This is a genomic window from Pseudomonas simiae, from assembly GCF_000934565.1.
Taxonomy (GTDB): Bacteria; Pseudomonadota; Gammaproteobacteria; order Pseudomonadales; family Pseudomonadaceae; genus Aquipseudomonas; species Aquipseudomonas simiae.
Genome location: NZ_CP010896.1, coordinates 132,189 through 151,867, shown reverse-complemented (window position 1 = coordinate 151,867; position 19,679 = coordinate 132,189). Strand labels below are relative to the sequence as shown.

The window sequence follows — 19,679 nt, the reverse complement described above, 5'->3', positions numbered from 1 at the left end:
AATGAATTAACCCAGTCTAGCGGCAGCCCTCGGGTTGCGCCGACGGTGCGTTGCACACCACAAACAATCGCGCCCTCGCGCCGCCGCCATCCTGGCGACTGAGTTCGCGCCAGCCTTCAGGCAGCGGGGCGAAATCGTCCGGTGCTTCGTTGCTGCTGATCAGCCAAACGCGGCGGGTGTCGGCGGGCAGTGCAGACAGATGGTCCAGGTAAATACGCCCGCCGTCCTGGTCCACCAGGGTGCCGAAGCCATAGGCATTCGGCCGGGTGGGCGTGCCATCAGGTTTGGGCGGGGTGTAGAGCTGCAGTTGGGCGTCGGTCTGGTCGTAATACACGTAGCTGAGGTACCACATCATGTCGCTGAGGACGATGCGGTCGTCTTCCTGGTAATTGCGGTTGACGAACTCCACCGGCACGTTGAACTGGTCGTGTTCGTCCACGGTGAAGTTGTTCTTCAAGCCCACCAGTTCCACGCCGACAAACAGCACGAACAACGCCGCCCCCAACAGCGAAAACCGCGACGGCAAGCGGTCGATGGCCATCGCCAGCAGGATCGGCAAGCTCAAGGCGTATACGGTCAGGTAACGTTCGATAAACACCGGGGAAATAAACGACACGCCGTAGACCAGCAGCAGTGGCAACAGGAAAAGCAGCGCCAACAGGCTGGCGGGTCGATGGCGCTCGCGGTCACGCCAGGCCGTGATGACCACGACCGCTACCAGCAGCAACGGGAACAACCAGAACAGCGGCGCCCAGAAGCCGACGCCTTCATCCTGCAGCACGAACTGCCAGATCATCGACGGCAAGGAGAACAGGTTGACCGGTTCTTCCCAACCAATGTCGCCGCCCACCTTGAGCTGGTCGACGTGCTGCACCAGGTCCAGCAGATTCGGCAACCACGGCAGGTACATCAACACAATCGCAGCGTTGGCCACCCACCAGGCCGGGCGCGTGATCAGCCGTTGGTCTCGCGGCATCGCGCCACTCAGCACGCCCAGGTAGGCCCAATGCACCAGCACGCACAGCGCGGTGAAGTAATGGGTGTAGAAGCCGGCACTCATCAACACCCCGTACGCCGCGAGATACCGCGAGCGCTCGGGGTGACGCACCCAGTACACCAGCGCCAGCGTGGCGCCCAGCAACCACACGCCCAGCAGCGAATACATGCGCACTTCCTGGCTGTAGCGCACCGCCGTCGGCAACAATGCCAGCAGGATCCCCGCCAGCAATGCCGCACGACGAGTGGACAATTGCCGCGTGAGCCAGATGCCCAGGCCCACGACGATCACGCCGGGAATGGCGCTCATGGCGCGAATCGACCAGATGCTGTCGCCGAACAATTCGATCCAACCGCGCAACAGGAAAAAATACAGCGGGGGGTGCACGTCGTGCGCGGCGTGGAACCACAGGTCGCCCAGAGCATATTCGCTGAGCAACAGGCTTGAGCCCTCGTCGCCCCAAATCGCCGCCGACGTCAGGTGGTGAAAGCGCAGGGCCATGGCCAGCGCCAGGATCGGCACCCACCAGAGACGGTTGATCCAACCGGCACCTTCCCAACTGAGGCGGTTAAGTGCGGGTAACGTCCCGACCTTTTCGTTTTGCTCTACCACAGACCGACGCACCTCGATTCCCCTGATTGCCCAAGCGCAAACACCGCCACTCTAGGACAAAAGATCCAGGCTGGCTGCTGGAATCGGACAAATCAGCAATTTGTGCAGGGCCTCTCCGAAGTAAATGCAGGAACACGCTATTATTGCCCTCCTCCAAGGACTCAGGATCAAGGACACGTCATGCGCATCGGTTTTTTGTCACCCCTCGCACTAACATTGCTGGCGGCTATGACCCAGCACGCTCAGGCAAGCTCTGACGACTCGTGTTATCCCGATTGGCGCGTCTCGCATGACAGCCTCGATTCATGCAGCAACCTGCCCTTCCTGAGCCCCGGTAACGACAGTCGCGTGAACCTGCGCCTGCTGCTGGCGGACAAAAAGGCCGCACCGCTTACGCCCAATGCCTTGAGTGAAGACGATTTGGCCCAAGGCTTCGGCCCAGTGCCCTTCCCGGTCTATCGCCTGGTGCCTGTCCCCGCCACCAGCGACGAGCCCGACACCAAACCGGACGACTCGCGCACCGCCGAACTCGACACGCTGCTACAGCCGCTGGGCATCAAACGTGACGAGTACAAGACCGCAGGCGAAGCGTTTCTGAATGGCGAGGGCAGCCGTTGCCGCAGCAACGATGATGACAGCGCCACTGCGTTCATCAGCCAGGTGATCAAGGCCGACATGCCAGCGACCGAGCGTGAGCTGCTGATAAAGGCGCGCTTGCAACTGCTCACGGCCTGTTCGTGGGACGGCCAGGTGGTGGACGCCCAGCAGATCCAGTCCAGCGACGGCCAACTGTTCCGTACATACCTGCAAGCCGCCGCCGACTTCTACAGCGGTCGCTTCGGTGACGCTGAGCGCGGTTTTGCCGCTGCCAGCTCCAGCCAGGTGCCTTGGCTGAAGGAAACCGCGCTGTACATGACCGCGCGTACATCCTTGAACCAGGCCCAGGCTGAAGCCTTTGACGAATACGGCATGCCGCAACTCAAGCATGTGGATAAGTCCGCCCTGGGGGATGCCGAAGAAGGCTTTCTCGGCTACCTGAAAACTTATCCACAAGGCGAATACCTGGCCTCCGCCCGTGGCCTGTTGCGCCGTGTTTATTGGTTGGCAGGAGATAACACCAAACTCGCCGAGGCCTACGCCTGGTCGATGACCGAAGCGACAGACGCGCAGCGCAATGTGTCGGTGGATGAACTGGTGGAGGAAGCCGACCTCAAGCTGTTGATGGTCAATAGCGAGACCGTCACCACGCCGATGATCCAGCTCGTCAGCGACCTGATGGTGATGCGCGGCGGCAACCAACCCGCCCTTTCCCGCGCGGACCTGGAGAAGCAAAAAGCAGCGTTCGCCAGCGCGCCGGAACTGTACGACTACCTGCTGGCGGTGTGCGCGCTGTACATCGAGCAGCAACCGGACGCCGCGTTGAAGCAATTGCCCCAGAGTGTGCCGTCGAGCCTCAATTACTTCGCCTTCAGCCAACAGACCCTGCGCGCCCTGGCCCTGGAAGCCAAGCAGGACTGGAAAGGCGCCGAAGCGCTCTGGCTGCAATTGCTGCCGCTGGCGAAGTTACCGCTGCAACGCGATCAGTTGGAATTGGCCCTGGCCATGAACTACGAGCGCAGCGGCCAATTGGCCAAGGTGTTTGCCGCCGATTCGCCGATCAGCGCCAAGCAGGTGCGCTACATCCTGCTGCGCAACGTCGCCGGTCCCGAGTTGCTGCGCCAGCAGATCGCCCAGGCCAGCGACCCGCTGGAGCGCCAGACTGCGCAATTCGTGCTGCTCTACAAAGACCTGCTGCGCGGCCAGTACGCAACGTTCGCCGACGACCTCAAGCAACTGCCGACCACCGCCCCGGACGACAAACTGGGCACCAGCCTGGGCTACGTCTACAGCGCCAGCCAGACCTTGAAGCTGTTCCAGTGGAACGGCGACAAAGCCGAGTCCGGCTACGCCTGCCCGAGCATCGCGCAAACCGCCGCGACCTTGCAGGCCGATGCGAAAAACCCGCAGGGCCTGAACTGCCTGGGTGAGTTCATCCTGCGCAACGGCCTGGACGGCATGCCGTTGGAGCAGGCCCGCGCCGCCGGCAGCCTGGGCAGCACCGCATCGGACTTCAAGGGGGAAACCTTCTCGCGGCTGGATGGCTACAAACAGGTGATCGGCAACGCCAAGGCGCCGAAAAATGACAAGGCCTACGCACTGTTCCGTGCGGTCAACTGTTACGCACCGTCGGGCTACAACAGCTGCGGCGGGCAAGACGTTGAACCTGCCGTGCGCAAAGCCTGGTTCCGCCAGCTGAAAAGCAGCTTCGCCGACACCCAATGGGGCAAATCGCTGCAGTACTACTGGTGAAGCATCTGTGGTTAGGCTTGCTGTTGTTGGCAAGCCCGGCCTTCGGCGCCGTCGACGCCCGCGACTATGACGCCTTCTGGCTGTGGAGCGGCGTCACGCCACAGCCGGTGCTCAAGCAGGCGAAAACCCTGTACGTCCTCCAGGGCCAGATCAACTCCACGCGCCGCGCGCCCCAGCGCGGCGTGCAGATGATCGCCCAAGGCGTCAGTGTGCCGCGCCTTACCCAGGGCGACATCTGGATCGTCTACCGCGCCCACACCCTGCACTGGCCCGAGCAGGTCTACCGCCAACTGTTCGGTCAGGTGCAACGCTGGCGCGACGCGGGCAACCCGGTGGTCGGCATCCAGATCGACTTCGACGCCCGCACCCAGTACCTGCATGAATACGCCAGCTTCCTGCGCGACCTGCGTCAACGGCTGCCCGCCGACCTGCGCCTGAGCATCACCGGCCTGATGGACTGGAGCAGCAACGCCGACCCAGCCGCCATCGCCCAACTCAAGGGCGTGGTGGATGAAGTCGTGGTGCAGACCTATCAGGGACGGCACAGCATCCCGGATTACGCGGCGTACTTGCCGCGGATGAACCGGCTGGGGCTGCCGTTCAAGATTGGCTTGATCCAGGGTGGGACGTGGGAGGAACCGGGGTATTTACACGGGAGTGATTGGTTTCGGGGTTATGTGGTGTTCTTGCAGAACCCTTAAGACTTCAACCACGACCTGCAGGAGCGAGCTTGCTCGCGAAAGACGTCAACGATAACGCAGCGCTATCAGGTAGCGGCGCGTGCTCCATGCGTTTTTCGCGAGCACGCTCGCTCCTACCGTATGCGGGCAGTTACCAATCGTAGGTCAGGCTCGACACCACCGTGCGTCCTTCACCGTAATAGCAATCCAGGTTACTGGTGCACTGCGAGACGTAGGTCTTGTTGGTGAGGTTCTGCACGTTCATCGCCAGTTTCACGCCCTTGAGTTTGAGTGGCGAACGGCTCAGGTCGTAGCTCAGGCTGGCGTCGTAGACACTGTAGGACGGCACACTGAAGGCGCCCTCATAGTAGTCGCCCAGGCTTTGGCGCGCATAGCGCACGCCCAGGCCTGCGCCAAGGCCGGCCAGCGGGGTGTCGCCGAGCACGCTGTAGTTGACCCACATTGACGCGGTGAGCGGTGAGATGCCGGCAGGGTGGCGGCCTTCGCGGCCATCGTTGTCCTTGGTGTATTTGATGTCATTGCGCGAGGCCGAAGCGACGATGTCCCAGGCATCGCTGAGAACGGCCTTGGCTTCCAGCTCCACACCGCGTGAGCGCATGGCGCCGCTTTGAGTACTGAAGGTGGTGTCCACCGGGTTGGTGGTGAGCACATTTTCCTGGTCCAGCTGGTAGACCGAGACCTGCACGAAACTCTTCTGGCCAGGCGGCTGGTACTTCACGCCGACTTCATATTGATTGCCCGTCGACGGCTTGAATGGCTTTTGGTTGGCGTCAGTGCCAGCCAGCGGCAGGAAGGATTCGGTGTAGCTGACGAAGGGGGCCACGCCATTGTCGAACAGATACACCAGGCCCGCACGACCCGTGAATGCCTGGTCTTTGCTGGCGAAGCGGGTGTCGGTCAAGGGCTCTTTGTTCACCACATTGGCCCAGTCATAGCGGCCGCCCAGTACCAACGCCCATTTATCCAGCTTGATCTGGTCCTGCACGTACAGGCCGGTCTGGGTGATGGTGCGGTCCCAGCGGTACGGCTGGCCAAAGTTCAGGCGCTGGCCGTAGACCGGCTTGAACAGGTCGATGATCGGTGGGTTGCGGTCATACAGGCCATGGAACAGCGAGTTGGAATGGTAGTAATCCAGGCCGAAGATCATCGTGTGAGACAGCGCGCCCGTGTCGAATTCAGCCTGGGCGATGCTGTCCACGCCAAACACTTTGTTGTTCTGCGCCCAGTCCACGCCGAAGCGTTGCAGGTAGCGTTGGTCCTGCACGCCGGAGACCGGGTTGGCGACAAAACGGTAGCCGTGCAGCGGCGCGGTGTAGCGGTCGTCGACCTCGGCGTAACGCGCGTTTTGCTTGAGGGTCCAGGTGTCGTTCAGGCGATGGGAAATCTCGTAGCCCAGTGCGTATTGCTCGCGGTTGTACTGGTTGACGCCCGGTTCGCCGATAAACACGTCACGCTTGATCTTGCCGTTCGGGTTGTCCCACAGCGTGCCGGACGCCGGCAGGCCTTGGGCTTCGGGTACACCTTTGTCTTTCTGGTATTGGGCAAACACCGTCACGCTGGTTTCATCGCTAGGCCGCCAGGTCAGGCTGGGGGCGATGAACTGGCGTTTGTTTTCGACGTAATTGATCTCGTCCTGGCCGTCATTGGCCAGGCCGGTGAGGCGATACAGAAATTGCCCTTGCTCATCCAGCGGGCCGCTCAGGTCGATGGCCGCGCTTTTGTGCTCGTAGGTGCCCGCTTCCAGTACCACTTGGTGGATCGCTGTTTCGCTGGGGCGCTTGCTGACCATGTTGACGATGCCGCCGGGTTGATTCTGCCCGTACAGCACCGAGGCCGGGCCTTTGAGCACTTCGATACGCTCCAGGGAGTAGGGCTCGATCTGCAACGCACCGCCAGTGCTGCCGCCGCCGTAAGGCAAGTGCAGACCGTCGAGGTACAGGGGCGTAGGCGAGAAGCCCCGGGACGTCGGCTCATCGAACAACTTGACCCGGTCGGCGAAACCACCCGCCGTCATGCCGGGGGTGTAAAGCAACGCCTGGGTGACGCTTTGCGCGCCGCGCGCCTTGATCTCGGCGGCGGTGATCACGTTGATGGTCTGGGGAATTTCCACCAGCGATGAGTCCGTCTTGCTGCCGGAGGCACTGCGCGTCGCCACGATGCCGTCCACCGGGCCCCAGGCACTTTCCTGGGTTTGCTGGCCGCTGATCTGGGTGGCGCCCAGTTGCAAAGGCCCACCATTGGACACCGCCTGCAACGACCACCCGCCCTGGGATTGCATCGCCATCAGGCCGCTGCCCATCAGCAGCCGCTCCAGGCCCGACTCGACCCCATAGCGCCCCTGCAAGCCCGCGCTACGCTTGCCTTCGGTGAGCGAGGCATCGACCGACAGCAAAATGCCAGAGGCGCTGGCAAAGCGGTTCAGTGCCTGGTCAAGGTTGCCGGCCGGGATGTTGTAGCTGCGCTGCGCCTCGGCACTTTCTTCGGCATAGCCCAGCGTCGGCACCATCGGCACCGTTGCCAACAGGCTGACAAACAAGCCACGGCGCAGGGCGCGGGCCAAAGGTTGAATTGGGTGGTGCGGCATTGCAGGACTCCCCGTGAGAACGCTTCTTGATTGGCTTTCAAGAGGTATCCCGAGCGGGAAGCAAAAACCGACAAGCACGGATGAAAAAATGTTCAGACCCGCGCCTTGATCGTCACCCAGTAGCGCGTGACCGCGTGTACGTGCACCGGTAGCGAGCGCTCCAGTGCCGCTAGGATTGCATCGGTATCGTTCAGCGGAAACACGCCAGTGAGCAGCAAACCCGCCACCGCCTGGTCACACCGCAACAGCCCCGGACGATAGCGACTCAGTTGCGCAACAAACTCGCCCAGCGGCTGGCGCTCGGCGATCAGGCGGTGTTCGGTCCAACTGCTGGCGTTGGCGCTCACCGCCGCCAGCGACGCGCTGTGACGCGCGTCGAACCACAGGCTGTCACCGGCCTTCATCTGCACGGCTGCGCCATGGGTCGGCGTTACGCGGAGGCGGCCTTCGTACAGGTCGACACGGCTGCCATCGGCCAGTTCGCGCACGGCAAAACGGGTGCCCAGGGCCTGCACGACGCCGGCTGGGGTCTCGACGATCAACGGGCGGATGGGGTCGTGGCCGCTGGTCAGCAGGATCTCGCCGCGGATCAAGCGGATAAGCCGCTCGCGGGGGCTGAAACGCAGGTCGACTGCGCTGTCGCTGTTGAGGTCAAGCCGCGTGCCGTCACTGAGGGTGACGTGGCGAATCTCGCCGGTGCGGGTGCGGTATTCGGCGAAGGCGGCTTGCCAGGGCTCGCTGCGTTGCACCAGGTAGCCACTACCCCCGGCCATCAACAGCAGGCCGAGCAGCTTGAGTGCAGCGCGGCGTTGGGTGTCGGGTGTGTCGCGCAACACGGCGCGGGCGCTGTCGGCGGGCACGCTGCCGAGGGTTTGCTGCAGCTGCTGCAAACGCTGCCAGGCACGGCGATGCTCAGGGTCGGCGGCCTGCCAGCGGGCAAAGGCCTGGCGTTGTTCGCCTTGCAGGGCGCCGCCCCATTGCAGCATCAGCCATTCGCTGGCCTGCTCGACAACCGCCGGGGCGATGGGGGCGTCGTGTCTCATTCTTCGTAGGCCACCTGATAGCAGGCAACAATCGCGCGGGTCATGTACTTCTGTACCGAGCTGACAGTCACCCCCAAGCGTTCGGCGGTCTGTGCATAACTCAGGCCTTCGAACTGCGACAGCAAAAACGCCTGGCGCACGTTGTCGGGCATGCGGTCGAGCATGGCGTCGATCTGCATCAGGGTTTCGAGGATCAGCGCGCGGGTTTCCAGGGACGGCGATTCCGGCTCGGGCAGGTGCGCGATGCTTTCCAGATAGGCACGCTCGATGCGTAGACGCCGCCACTGGTCGATCACCAGGTTGCGTGCGATCTGCGCCAGGTAGCTGCGGCTTTCCTTGTCACCCGGGAATCGTCCGGACACCAGTAGACGCAGGAAGGTGTCCTGCGCCACGTCAGCCGCGTGCTCGCGGTCGCCCAGGCGCCTGCGCAGCCAGCCTTGCAGCCAGCCGTGATGGTCGCGGTACAGGAGATGAAGCTGTTGCTGGCCGTCAGTCGCGGTGTCCATGAAAAGCTCAGGCGTACTATTGAGAGCAATTATCATTACACCTTATTTCTCGACTGACAAAAACTCTTTGTCGATCAGCGCCCAACGGTTTGCAGCGGGTAGACCGATTCCCAGCCCCCGCCCAACGCTTTGTACAGGCCAACCATCGCCAGCGACACCCCGGTCGAACTGTCCACCCACTGCTCCTGCGTGGCCAGCAGCGCGCTTTGCACGGTGAGCACGTTGACGAAATCCACCACGCCTTCCACGTATTGCTGCTGCGCGGTGCGCAGGGCAATCTGGTTCTGACGCACGGCTTCGGCGAGGCTGTCGCGGCGCAGTTGGCTGGCGTTGTAGCGGGTCAATTGGTCGTCGATCTCATGCCAGGCACGCAGCACGGTTTGCTGGTACGCGAGCGCCGCTTCCTGTTGCTGGGCTTCGCGCAGGTTCAACATGCCTTGCAAACGCCCGCCATTGAACAGCGGCAGGCTGAACTGCGGGCCGAAGGCAAAGGCACGGGAGCCCCAGGAACCGAAATCCGAGAGTTGCATGGCCTGGGAACCGAGGCTGCCGGATAAGGTGATGCGCGGGTAGAAATCGCCCTTGGCCACGCCGATGCTCGCGGTGGCGGCATGCAAACGCGCCTCGGCCTGGCGGATATCCGGGCGGCGCTCAGCCAGCTCCGACGGCAGGCCAATCGCGACCTGGCGCTGGGTTTGGGGCACGGCGGCGTCCTTGGACAGTTGCGCATGCAGCGCCTGCGGCGGTTCGCCCATCAACAGGCTGAGGGCGTTGATGAGTTGGTCCTGACGCTGTTGCAGATCCGGCAGTCGCGCTTCAATGGCGGCGACCTGGGCGGCGGCTTCGGCGACGTCCAGATCGGTCGCCACACCGTCAGCCAGGCGCAACTGCGAGAGCTTGAGGCTGTGACGGGCGACGTCGAGGTTCTGCTCGGTGACCGCGCGGGTGTTTTGTACACCGCGCAGTTGGATGTAGTTCTGAGCGGTCTCGGCCAACACTGACAACAGCACGGCACGGCGGTCGTTTTCGGCGACTTGCAAGGTGGCGTCGGCGGCTTCGGTTTCGCGTTTGACGCGGCCCCAGAAGTCCAGCTCCCAGGACGCGGAGAAACCCATGTCCCACTGGTTGAATGCCGAACGGCCGTTGTTGCCGGACGGGTCGCTCAAGCCTTTGCCACTGTTGCGTTTGCGCTGGTAATCACCGTTGGCGTTGACGTTGGGATAACGCTCGGCCGTGGTCACCTGGCGTACGGCCCGGCTTTGTTGCAGGCGACTGCTGGCCAACTTCAGGTCGAGGTTATCGGTGAGCGCACGGCGTGTAAGGGCCGAGAGTTGCTCGTCGTGGAACACATCCCACCAACGTTCCTGCAACGGATCGTTGACCGCACGGCTGGCCGCCTGGCGGCCCTGGGGCTCGCTCCATTGCGTCACTTGCGGGCCCTGCGGCCTCTGGAAGTCTGGACCGACCGTGCAGGCACTCAGGCTGATAAGGCTCAACGTGAGCCAGGCCACTCGCTTCATTGCTGGGCTACCTCACGCGTCTGCGCGACCGACTGGGTGTCGACGCTGGCTTCCACCGACATGCCGACCCGCAGGCGCTCGGTGTGTGCCTGGTTGGGTTCGAGGACGATTTTCACCGGAATGCGCTGCACCACCTTGGTGAAGTTGCCGGTGGCGTTATCCGGTTTGACCGAGGCAAACGTCACGCCCGTCGCGGGTGCAAGGCTCTCCAGATGACCGTTGAGCAATTCGCCGTCGAGGCTGTCAACACGCACCTGCACGGCTTGGCCGGCACGCATATGGGAGAGTTGGGTTTCCTGGAAGTTGGCCACCACGTACGCCTCTTCCAGCGGCACGACCGCGAGGATCTTGCTGCCCGGCGTGACATACGCGCCCACGCGCACCGCACGCTCGCCGACCATGCCATCCACCGGCGCGACGATGCGCGTGTACGACAGTTGAAAGCTGGCCAGTTCCAGCGCGGCTTGGGCGCGTTTGAGCCCGCCCTCGGCGGCATCGCGCTGGGCGGTGAGGATTTCCACTTGCTTGCGTTCGGCCGCCAGCACCGCCGTGGCATTCGCCAGCCGCGCGGTGGCCTGGTCGATACGGGTCTTGGCTTGCTGGGCGTTCTGCACAGTGCCCGCGCCGACACCGGCAAGGTGGTTGTAGCGATTGAGTTCGTGTTCGGCGAAGGCCATTTCGGCGCGATCCGCCGCGACGGTGGCCTGGGCCTGGGCGATGACCGAGCTTTGGCGTTCCAAGGTGGCGGTGGCATTTTTCAGCTGGGCCTGCGCCACCAACGTATCGGCATCAGCCGCCTGGGCGGCAGCGCGGAAGTCGCGGTCGTCGATCAATGCCAGCAGTTGCCCGGCTTTGACACGCTGGTTGTCTTCCACCAGCACTTCCTTGATAAAGCCGGCCACGCGCGGCGCCACCAGGGTGAAGTCAGCGGCGACGAACGCGTCGTTGGTGGTCTGGCGCTTGCTGCCCAGCACACCCGGCGCGACCAGGTACACCAGCACGCCGACGGCAAACACGGCGATGACGGAGACGGCAATTTTGTCTTTGCGTTTCATGAACAGTCCTTTCTATCAAGTCGGTGCGCGAGGCGGAAAGATCCGCGTGGGCATCCAGAAAATCAGCAGGATCAACGCCACCGCGACCGCGGCCATGACGTAATAGAGATCCGAAGAGGTCAGCACCACGGCCTGCTCGTGCAGGCGGTGCGCCAGGCCCGGCGCATCGCCGTCGGCCAGGGGGGAATTGCCCAGGCGGTCGACCAACATGGTCGAGTGAAAATGCAGGCGCTGGGTGGTCAAGGTATCGAGCACGCCAGTGGCGATCACGGCGGCCAGCCCCTTGATGGTGTTGAACCAGGCTGAGGCGAACGGACCATCCATTGGCTGGATACTGCCGGTGGAAAGCATCAGCAACGGCAACACAGCCATCGGTTGCCCGAAGATCTGCAGCAGGTAGAGGCCGTAGAAATCGTCGCGAATCCATTCCGAAGTCAGGTGCGCGCTGCCCACGCAGCACAGCACCAGCATGCCCAGGCCGATCCCCAGCACCCATCGGCAATCGACCCAACGCAGGTTGCACAGCGCCGCCACCAGCGGCAGCGCAATCAACTGCGGTATCGCCATCAGCAGCATCACGGGCGCGGTTTGCAGCGGACGGTAGCCCTGGACCTGAGCGAGAAAACTCGACGGGATGATGATCACCGAGGTCAGCACCATCAGTACGCCCGCCAGCACAATCAGGGCGAACGACAGGTTGCGCAGACCGAGCATCTGCAGCTTGAAGAAGGGGATGGGCTGCGACCATTCATTCACCATGAACAGCACCAGCAACACGCCACCGCCCCCTAACAGGAAGGTGATCAGGCCCGACTCGAACCAGTCCAGGCGGTTGCCTTGCAGAATGCCGATGACCAGCATGCAGATCGCCGGGAAACCCAGCAGCAAGCCGCGCCAGTTGAACTGCTTGAAACGCTCCAACCGAATCGGATCCTGCGGCAATCCGTAGGCCACGGCGATCATGGCCAGCAGGCACGGCGCGACGATCTGCCAGAACGCCCACTGCCAGCCAACATACTCGGTCCATAGCGCCGCCAGCGGCGTGCCCAGGCTCGGGCCGAAGGTGGCGGTGAGTGCGTAGCCGGCCAAGCCGTACAGCTTGACGTTGGCCGGCAAGAACCGCAGAGCCACGGTCATCAGCATCGGCGGCAACGCACCACCGGCCAGGCCTTGCACAGTGCGCAGCACCAACAGGCTTTCGTAGTTCGGCGCGAACGGACACAGGATGCCCAGCGCAGTGAACAGGCCGATGGCGCACAAGGTGAAACGGCGCAGGGAAAAGGTCACCGAACACCAGGGCGCAAACGCCATGGCCGCCACGGAAGTCGCGGTGTACGCCGCGACCAGCCAGGTGCCTTCGTCAAAGCCTATGTACAGCGCACCGCGAATGTCCGCGAGGGCCACTTTGGTGACCATCTCGTTGAGGCCAGAGACCAGCACCGCCAGCAACACGCCGACCAGCCCGATGATGATGCGCGGGCCGAATACAGGTGGGGTCATCGCGGTGGGTTTGGCTGCGGCCGCAAGGGTGGGGGCAGCGAGGGAGGTCATGAACAGGTAACTCGGGATGTTGAATACCTGAGCAGTTTAATCAGGCACAAACATGACAAAAAGTTACTTGTTGGAAGGGTATAAGTGCACCAAACGCAACGATCAAACAGGCTGTGCTTCAAGCCAAGTGGCGTGACAACTCTCGCGCATGGTTTCACGCAGCCATTTGTGAGCAGGGTCTTTATCGAATCGCGGGTGCCAGGATTGGGCAAGCACCAGCGTCGGCAACGAGATCGGCAGGGCGAACGAGCGCAGGGGCAGTTTCAGGCGATTGGCGCTCAACAGCGCTTCCTTGGGCACCGGCAGCAGCAAGTCGGAATCGGGCAGCATGAACATCGCGCCGTGAAAGCCTGGGGCGATCATTGCCACACGACGTTCCAAGCCCTGAGCACTCAGCGCGGTGTCGATCGGCCCACGGGCAATGCCGCGCCGCGAGATGCTGATATGGGAGTAACTGGCAAAGCGTGCGGCGGTGATGTCTTCGTCGAACAACGGATGGTCTTCCCGTGCCAGGCCGACGAAGGTGGTGGAGAACAGGTTCTGCACCTTCACTTCGGGAGTGACCGGCATGGTGTTGCTCACGCGCAAATCCAGGCGACCTTCACGCAGGGCCTCGTCGTCGGTATCGCCTTCGGGCACGAAGCACAGCTCGCACAGCGGCGCCATGCGTTCCATGGTGTCGAACAGGCGACCGCCGTACACGCCGATGAAAAAGTCGTTGGCGCGCACGCTGAAACGACGGCGCAACGTGCTCAAATCCACTTGGTCCGCGGAACGGAACAACAGCGCCGCTTGTTCCACCACGTTGCGCACCTGGCCTTGCAACTGCAGAGCCTTGGGCGTTGGCACCAGGCCGCGACCGGCGCGCACCAGGATCGGGTCGCCGACGGCTTCGCGGATACGCGTGAGGGTGCGGCTCATGGCCGCCGGGCTGAGGTTCATGCGGCGCGCGGCGCCAACCACACTGCCCTCGTCGAGCAAGGCGTCGAGGGCGACCAGCAGGTTCATGTCCGGTAATTGCATGCCAAGCACTCGTGACCAATGGGGAGTGAACTGGGCGCAATCGTAGCAGGCTTTACAGGTAGCGCTTCAGGTTACGGGGCAGGTAGTCCGCGTAGGTGGCTTTGGGATGAGCCTGGCACTTACGCACGATTTCCGGCAGGGCGTTTTCCAGTTCGTCGGCACGGGTCAGGCCTTCGTTGTAATCGCTTTTACCGCTTAGCGCCGGGAACATCACCGCTACCCGGGTAATGGCAAAGCTCTTCATCGCGATCAACGGGCGGGTGGGATGGTCGCGACGGAACTGGCTGACTTCTTCGGTCAGTGCGCTGCAGGATTGGTAAGTGGTTTGCGTGAAGGTCAGTTGAGTCGTTTCCTTCCTTGGCGCTTCGGGCGTGAAAATCATATCGTTCTGCGCGTCGAGTACCGCAGGCCGATCGGCAGTTACCGTCCAAGGCTTGAAGCGCCAGAGTGTGGCCGCAGCGACGGCGGCTGCACCAAACGCCGGCTTGGTGGCGCTGAGCGCTTTGACATCGCTGACCGTACCGTCGTTGTGAATATTCAGGCCGATACGCGCATGCCCTTGGGTGAAGGTCAGGTTGCTGGGGTAAAGCGGCTTGGGCATGCTGACCGGCTCGGGCACGAACTCCGCGAAAACCGAGGTCGACAATAGCAAGGCCGCTGCCAAGACAAAAAACCGCATCGTTGTAAATCCTTTTACGAGGCACACCTGACGCCAGGGCGGCGCCAGATTCCGCCGGCATTATCGGCTTCACGGCGGACAAAGAGCAATCATTCGTGTTTAGCGCTGCATACCCCAACGCTTCACGGTCAGGCGCTCAAAGGTGTCAAACACCAGGTTTTCCACGAGCAGGCCGATCAGGATCACGACTGCCAGACCGGCAAACACCTTGTCGGTGTACAGCTCGTTACGATTCTGGAAGATGTACCACCCCAGGCCACCCTTGCCGCTGGTGGCACCGAACACCAACTCGGCGGCGATCAGGGTGCGCCAGGCAAATGCCCAGCCGATCTTGAGGCCCGCGAGGATCGACGGCAGCGCCGCCGGGATCAGGATGAACAGCACAAAACGCATGCCCTTGAGGCCATAGTTGCGCCCAGCCATACGCAGGGTTTCGGACACGCCGAGGAACCCGGAATACGTGTTGAGCGCCAGCGCCCACAGCACCGAATGCACCAGCACGAAGATCAGGCTGTTCTGCCCCAAGCCAAACCACAGCAGCGCCAGCGGCAGCAATGCAATGGCCGGCAGCGGGTTGAACATCGAGGTCAGGGTGCTCAGCAGATCGCGGCCCAGTTGGGTCGATACCGCCAAGGTGGTCAGGGCAAACGCCAGTACGATGCCGATCAAGTAACCCTTGATCAGCACCACGAGCGAGATGCTGACCTTGCTGAGCAACTCGCCGCTGAGCAAGCCGTCGTACAGCGCATGAAAGGTCTGCAAGAAGCTCGGCAACAACAGGTCATTATTCTGGTAGCGCGCAACGACTTCCCAAAGGATCGCGAGTACCACCAGGATCAGGCCCTTGCGCAGCCAACCTTGTTGCCACAGGCGTTGGCGCAGGGGCAGTTCGCGCTCCACGGGGACGCTGATCAGCGGTTCTAGGGTGATTTCATATTCCTGGCGCATGGATGCTCCCCTTAATACGCGATGCGGATATCAGCGAAACCCAATTCACGTTCGGCCTCGGGCGCTTCATCGAACAGCAAGCGATGGATACGCCGCGCCGATGCCTGGAACTCCACGCCACCGAGACTGTGCAGGTCATATTGATGGCTGTGGATTTCCGCGCGCACGCGCCCCGGATGAGGCGACAGCAACAGGATGCGATTGCCCACCACCAGCGCTTCTTCGATGGAGTGGGTGACGAACAACAGGGTGAAACGCACCTCTTCCCAGAGCAGCAGCAATTCTTCCTGCATCTTGCGCCGGGTCAGGGCATCGAGGGCAGCGAAGGGCTCGTCCATCAGCAGGATTTTCGGCTGCATGGCCAAGGCGCGGGCGATGGCGACACGGGCTTTCATACCGCCGGAAAGCGTGTGGGGATAGGCATCGGCAAACGCCGTGAGGCCGACTTTGTCGAGGTAGTGCAGCGCGCGTTCTTCGGCTTCGGCGCGCTTCAAGGTTTTAGAGGCCAGCAATGGGAACATCACGTTCTGTTTTACGGTTTTCCACGGTGGCAGTTGGTCGAATTCCTGGAACACCACGATGCGGTCCGGGCCCGGTTGGTCGACCTTTTTCCCCAACAGACGGATCTCGCCTTCGCACGGTTTGATAAACCCGGCGATAGACTTGAGCAACGTTGATTTGCCGCAACCGGAGGGGCCGAGCAACACGTAGCGGTCGGCAGGATCGATCTCGAAACTGACTTGATGGGTTGCCCGCACTACGCGCTCCGGGGTGCGGTATTCCAGGCTGACGTGATCCACCGCCAGCAACGGCGCGGTGGTGTGCAGGTTGCTGGCCGTGTGGCCTTGCAAGGGCGCGTTCATCTCAACTTCCTTGCAGGGGCTTGGCGTCCTGGAAGAAGTAGTCCTTCCACGATTCAGGCTTGTTCTTGATGGCGCCGACGCGGTAGAGGAATTCCGCCAGCGGGTAGGTGTTTTTTGGCGTAACGCTGAATTCGAATTGCGGGTTGTCGATGATTTTCAGCAGCTCGGCACGGTCGATCTTGGCTTTGGTCACGCGGATGTAGGTGTCAGCCGCAGCGCCTTTATCGTGCTGGGCGAACTGCGCGGCTTCGGTCAACGCTTCCACGAACGCCGTGTAGGTTTTTGGATTGTCGTTGCGGAATTTTTCGGTGGCAAACAGCACGGTCGGCGAGTTCGGGCCAAGCAGGTCGTAGGTGTTCAGCACCACATGCACGTTCGGATTGGCCAGGGCCTGGTCCTGGAACGGCGGGTTGGAAAAATGCCCGGTCAGCTCGGTACCGCCAGCGATCAGCGCTGCAGTGGCATCCGGGTGCGGGACGGCGACGGTGTACTTGTCGAGGCGATTGAATTCCTTGTCGCCCCATTGCTTGGCCGCGGCGTATTGCAGGAAGCGCGACTGCACCGACACGCCCACCGCCGGCACGGCAATGCGGTCCTGCTCGGTGAAATCGGCGATGGTCTTGACCTTGGGATTGTTGCTCACCAGGTAGTAAGGGAAGTTACCTAGGGACGCGACGGCCTTGACGTTCTGCTTGCCGCGGGTGCGGTCCCAGATGGTCAGCAGCGGGCCGACACCGGCGCCGGCGATGTCGATGGAACCGGAGAGCAGCGCGTCGTTGACGGCGGCGCCGCCGGACAATTGTGTCCAGTCGACCTTGATGTCGATGCCTTGCTGCTTGCCGTATTTTTCAATCAGGTTCTGCTCGCGCACCACGTTGAGCAACAGGTACACGATGCCGAACTGTTCGGCGATGCGGATCTCGCCTTCGGCCTGCGCGGCTGTCGGCGCAACAAGGCTGCCAGCCAGCAGGCTGACACCCAGGCCGACAGTCGCGGCCAACCGTGCGAATGGAGTTTTGCTGGACATGCTTGTGCTCCGAATCAGAAAGGCGCGTCGCCCTGAATGGTGGTACGAAACAGCTTGCGGCGTAGATGGCTTGGGCAACCGGCAGCGAGGTGAATCAGCGAGCGGTTATCCCAGAACACCAAGTCGTGGGGCTGCCATTGATGGCGGTAGATGTTTTGCGGCAACACGCTGTGGGCGTAGAGTTGGGCCAGCACGTCGCGGCTTTCGTCTTCGGGCAGCCCGACGATTCGAGTGGTGAAGCCTTCGCTCACGAACAGCGCTTTGCGGCCGTTTTCCGGATGGGTACGCACGATGGGGTGCACGACTTCCGCAACCTGGGCAAGCTGCTCTGGGGTCAGTGTGGGGCGCCAGTTGCCTTCGAATTTGGTCTCGCTGTAGCGCGCGGTGTAGGAATGCGCGGCACTGCGGCCTTCAACGGCCGTGCGCAGGTGTTCGGGCAATTGGTCCCAGGCTTTGTGCATGTCGGCGAACAAGGTGTCGCCACCTTCGGAGGGCAGTTCCTGGGCGTGCAGCATCGAACCCAGGCTCGGCAGTTCCTTATAGGACAGGTCCGAATGCCAGAATTTGCCCGCGTCTCCCAGACCGATGGACTGACCGTTTTCAATGATGTTGGAGACGATCAGAATTTCCGGGTGGTTGGCCAGCAGGAACTGTTTGAGCACATGGATCTGCAGCACGCCGAAACGACGGCTGAAGGCGATCTGCTGCTCGGGGGTGATGCGCTGGTCACGGAACACCACGACATGATGGTCCAAGTGCGCGCGGTGAATGCGCGAAAAATCCTCGTCGTTGACCGGTCGCGACAAGTCCAGGCCAATGATCTCGGCGCCGACGCTGCCGGGCAGTGGACGAATCTCGAAGGATTGGACGGTAGCGGTCGCTGTTGGAACAGTAGAGGTGGCGGACATGAGGTCACTCCCGGTCAGACAGGAGATTGACTTTATAGATATAAGAACGGCTATTTAAATACCGTTAATGAATAACGATATGCGGGAATGTGTCGGCTCAACCCCAAGCCACTTGGCCCAGGGCAATAAACCACAGCGGTAAAGTGTTCAGTCCATAACACCTGATGCTGCATTGTCGGCGCTTGAAGCAGGTTTGATGAACCTGCCTGTGTAAGGCGCCATAAATGCTGGCTGTGGGCGCTGGGAGCCCTATGTTGAAACGCTTACAAGCCGAAACTGTGCCCGTTTGACAAGCTTACGGGCAGTCTCTAGTGTGCATTGGATCCAATTAGCCACGCCCATTCTAATAAGGAGGATAGCGTAACCGTGACGCAGAAGCCGACCCCTTTGAACAGCATCAAGATCAGCGGACCTATTCCCGCCCATCTCGCTCGCTCCGTGATTGAAGAAACCTTGCGCAACGCCATCCTGGATGGTCGGTTGCCCTGCGGTACTGCCATGCGCCAACAGGAGTTGGCCAGCCTGTTCGGGGTCAGTCGCATGCCGGTGCGTGAAGCCTTGCGCCAACTGGAGGCCCAGTCACTGCTGCATGTGGTGACCCACAAGGGCGCCGTGGTTGCACCGTTGATCGAAGACAATTCAGCCGAGACCTATGAACTGCGGATGTTGCTGGAGTCTGAAGCGCTGCGCCTGTCGATTCCCTTGCTCACCGAAGCCGATATCGAGGAAGCCGAGGCGTTTATTTGTGCCCTCGAACAGGAAAAAGACTACACCGAGATTGGACGCCTCAATCGCCTGTTCCACATGGCGCTTTATGGCAAGGCCCCCAACCAGCGGCTGCTTAAACTGGTGGAGCACGGTTTGAACGAGGAAGAGCGATTCCTGCGTTACAACCTTGAGGCCATGGGGCTGGGCGAAACGTCCCAGGAGGACCACCGCGAACTGTTGAACTTGGTAGCGCAGAAGAAAACCCAGGAAAGCATCTTGACGCTGCGCAATCACTTGATGCGAGGCATGGAGGTGATCACGGCGTACCTGAATGGCTTGGACGCCCACGGCAAGAAAGTTACGCCATAAAGTATTGCGTTCTCCTGTCCCGTCCTTCCAATATTACGGGGGCCACTCACTCAGTGTAGTGCCTCCCGCTAAAGAAACTTCCCACTACGCCCCAAGCAACCAACTTACAACATATATTATTTAGAAAAACTTCTATTATATTTGTATGCGCGCCAACCTATTTAATACGCTTATCATCTTTTATTACTAAACCACTCCGCTCGGCGTTGCAGCGCCTATCGTCGAGCATTTCTGCG

At 61.7% G+C, this 19,679-nt stretch carries 16 protein-coding genes; 3 read left to right on the top strand and 13 right to left on the bottom strand.

Going from position 1 to position 19,679, the window contains the following annotated elements:
- Positions 1–16 precede the first annotated feature (16 nt).
- Positions 17–1,621, bottom strand: coding sequence for a glycosyltransferase family 39 protein (locus PF1751_RS00720; protein ID WP_044286430.1), 1,605 nt, complete (start codon positions 1,619–1,621; stop codon positions 17–19).
- A 168-nt stretch (positions 1,622–1,789) separates the two neighbouring features.
- Between PF1751_RS00720 and PF1751_RS00715 the strand changes: the two genes are divergently transcribed.
- Both PF1751_RS00715 and PF1751_RS00710 read left to right on the top strand, forming a co-directional pair.
- Entirely contained in the window at positions 1,790–3,958 is a 2,169-nt protein-coding gene (locus PF1751_RS00715; RefSeq protein ID WP_044286429.1) for a PA5441 family protein, read from the top strand.
- On the top strand, positions 3,955–4,659 hold the full coding sequence (locus PF1751_RS00710) for a DUF3142 domain-containing protein (RefSeq protein WP_044286428.1): 705 nt from the start codon (positions 3,955–3,957) through the stop codon (positions 4,657–4,659). Before PF1751_RS00715 ends, PF1751_RS00710 begins: the two co-directional genes overlap by 4 nt.
- Positions 4,660–4,789: 130 nt before the next feature.
- Here the strand turns inward: PF1751_RS00710 and PF1751_RS00705 are convergent, their stop codons facing one another.
- The 12 genes from PF1751_RS00705 to PF1751_RS00650 all read right to left on the bottom strand — a co-directional run bounded on the left by PF1751_RS00705 (position 4,790) and on the right by PF1751_RS00650 (position 18,366).
- Positions 4,790–7,243: a TonB-dependent siderophore receptor gene (locus PF1751_RS00705; RefSeq protein WP_044286427.1), complete on the bottom strand. Its 2,454-nt coding sequence runs from the start codon at positions 7,241–7,243 to the stop codon at positions 4,790–4,792.
- Between the two features lie 92 nt (positions 7,244–7,335).
- Complete coding sequence (locus PF1751_RS00700) at positions 7,336–8,286, bottom strand: FecR domain-containing protein (protein ID WP_044286426.1); 951 nt, start codon at positions 8,284–8,286, stop codon at positions 7,336–7,338.
- Positions 8,283–8,792 (bottom strand): sigma-70 family RNA polymerase sigma factor, encoded by a 510-nt coding sequence (locus tag PF1751_RS00695; protein ID WP_044286425.1) that lies wholly within the window; start codon positions 8,790–8,792, stop codon positions 8,283–8,285. The genes PF1751_RS00700 and PF1751_RS00695 overlap by 4 nt, the downstream gene beginning before the upstream one ends.
- Before the next feature lie 74 nt (positions 8,793–8,866).
- On the bottom strand, positions 8,867–10,312 hold the full coding sequence (locus tag PF1751_RS00690) for an efflux transporter outer membrane subunit (RefSeq protein ID WP_010214260.1): 1,446 nt from the start codon (positions 10,310–10,312) through the stop codon (positions 8,867–8,869).
- Entirely contained in the window at positions 10,309–11,367 is a 1,059-nt protein-coding gene (locus PF1751_RS00685; protein ID WP_010214261.1) for an HlyD family secretion protein, read from the bottom strand. The genes PF1751_RS00690 and PF1751_RS00685 overlap by 4 nt, the downstream gene beginning before the upstream one ends.
- 15 nt (positions 11,368–11,382) lie before the next feature.
- Complete coding sequence (locus PF1751_RS00680; RefSeq protein ID WP_010214262.1) at positions 11,383–12,918, bottom strand: MFS transporter; 1,536 nt, start codon at positions 12,916–12,918, stop codon at positions 11,383–11,385.
- A 102-nt stretch (positions 12,919–13,020) separates the two neighbouring features.
- Positions 13,021–13,941: a LysR family transcriptional regulator gene (locus PF1751_RS00675; RefSeq protein WP_010214263.1), complete on the bottom strand. Its 921-nt coding sequence runs from the start codon at positions 13,939–13,941 to the stop codon at positions 13,021–13,023.
- Between the two features lie 52 nt (positions 13,942–13,993).
- The gene (locus PF1751_RS00670; RefSeq protein ID WP_010214265.1) at positions 13,994–14,620 is read right to left on the bottom strand and encodes an energy transducer TonB; all 627 of its coding nucleotides are present in this window, start codon (positions 14,618–14,620) and stop codon (positions 13,994–13,996) included.
- Between the two features lie 99 nt (positions 14,621–14,719).
- Positions 14,720–15,568 carry an ABC transporter permease gene (locus tag PF1751_RS00665; protein WP_010214267.1) on the bottom strand — a complete coding sequence of 283 codons (849 nt, stop codon included), beginning with the start codon at positions 15,566–15,568 and terminating at the stop codon, positions 14,720–14,722.
- An 11-nt stretch (positions 15,569–15,579) separates the two neighbouring features.
- Positions 15,580–16,431, bottom strand: coding sequence for an ABC transporter ATP-binding protein (locus PF1751_RS00660; protein ID WP_044286424.1), 852 nt, complete (start codon positions 16,429–16,431; stop codon positions 15,580–15,582).
- Position 16,432: 1 nt separating this feature from the next.
- Positions 16,433–17,458 (bottom strand): ABC transporter substrate-binding protein, encoded by a 1,026-nt coding sequence (locus PF1751_RS00655; RefSeq protein WP_010214269.1) that lies wholly within the window; start codon positions 17,456–17,458, stop codon positions 16,433–16,435.
- A 14-nt stretch (positions 17,459–17,472) separates the two neighbouring features.
- The gene (locus tag PF1751_RS00650; RefSeq protein WP_021491675.1) at positions 17,473–18,366 is read right to left on the bottom strand and encodes a TauD/TfdA dioxygenase family protein; all 894 of its coding nucleotides are present in this window, start codon (positions 18,364–18,366) and stop codon (positions 17,473–17,475) included.
- A gap of 366 nt (positions 18,367–18,732) precedes the next feature.
- On the opposite strand from PF1751_RS00650, the gene PF1751_RS00645 reads away from it, so the two are divergent.
- A complete protein-coding gene (locus tag PF1751_RS00645) occupies positions 18,733–19,443 on the top strand; it encodes a GntR family transcriptional regulator (protein ID WP_010214271.1) in 711 nt (236 codons plus the stop codon).
- Positions 19,444–19,679 lie beyond the last annotated feature (236 nt).

Coding starts and splice junctions, on each gene's coding strand:
- PF1751_RS00705 (WP_044286427.1), bottom strand. CDS start 7,243: ATGCCGCACCACCCAATTCAACCTTTGGCCCGCGCCCTGCGCCGTGGC.
- PF1751_RS00700 (WP_044286426.1), bottom strand. CDS start 8,286: ATGAGACACGACGCCCCCATCGCCCCGGCGGTTGTCGAGCAGGCCAGC.
- PF1751_RS00670 (WP_010214265.1), bottom strand. CDS start 14,620: ATGCGGTTTTTTGTCTTGGCAGCGGCCTTGCTATTGTCGACCTCGGTT.
- PF1751_RS00675 (WP_010214263.1), bottom strand. CDS start 13,941: ATGCAATTACCGGACATGAACCTGCTGGTCGCCCTCGACGCCTTGCTC.
- PF1751_RS00655 (WP_010214269.1), bottom strand. CDS start 17,458: ATGTCCAGCAAAACTCCATTCGCACGGTTGGCCGCGACTGTCGGCCTG.
- PF1751_RS00690 (WP_010214260.1), bottom strand. CDS start 10,312: ATGAAGCGAGTGGCCTGGCTCACGTTGAGCCTTATCAGCCTGAGTGCC.
- PF1751_RS00680 (WP_010214262.1), bottom strand. CDS start 12,918: ATGACCTCCCTCGCTGCCCCCACCCTTGCGGCCGCAGCCAAACCCACC.
- PF1751_RS00695 (WP_044286425.1), bottom strand. CDS start 8,792: ATGGACACCGCGACTGACGGCCAGCAACAGCTTCATCTCCTGTACCGC.
- PF1751_RS00685 (WP_010214261.1), bottom strand. CDS start 11,367: ATGAAACGCAAAGACAAAATTGCCGTCTCCGTCATCGCCGTGTTTGCC.
- PF1751_RS00650 (WP_021491675.1), bottom strand. CDS start 18,366: ATGTCCGCCACCTCTACTGTTCCAACAGCGACCGCTACCGTCCAATCC.
- PF1751_RS00715 (WP_044286429.1), top strand. CDS start 1,790: ATGCGCATCGGTTTTTTGTCACCCCTCGCACTAACATTGCTGGCGGCT.
- PF1751_RS00665 (WP_010214267.1), bottom strand. CDS start 15,568: ATGCGCCAGGAATATGAAATCACCCTAGAACCGCTGATCAGCGTCCCC.
- PF1751_RS00660 (WP_044286424.1), bottom strand. CDS start 16,431: ATGAACGCGCCCTTGCAAGGCCACACGGCCAGCAACCTGCACACCACC.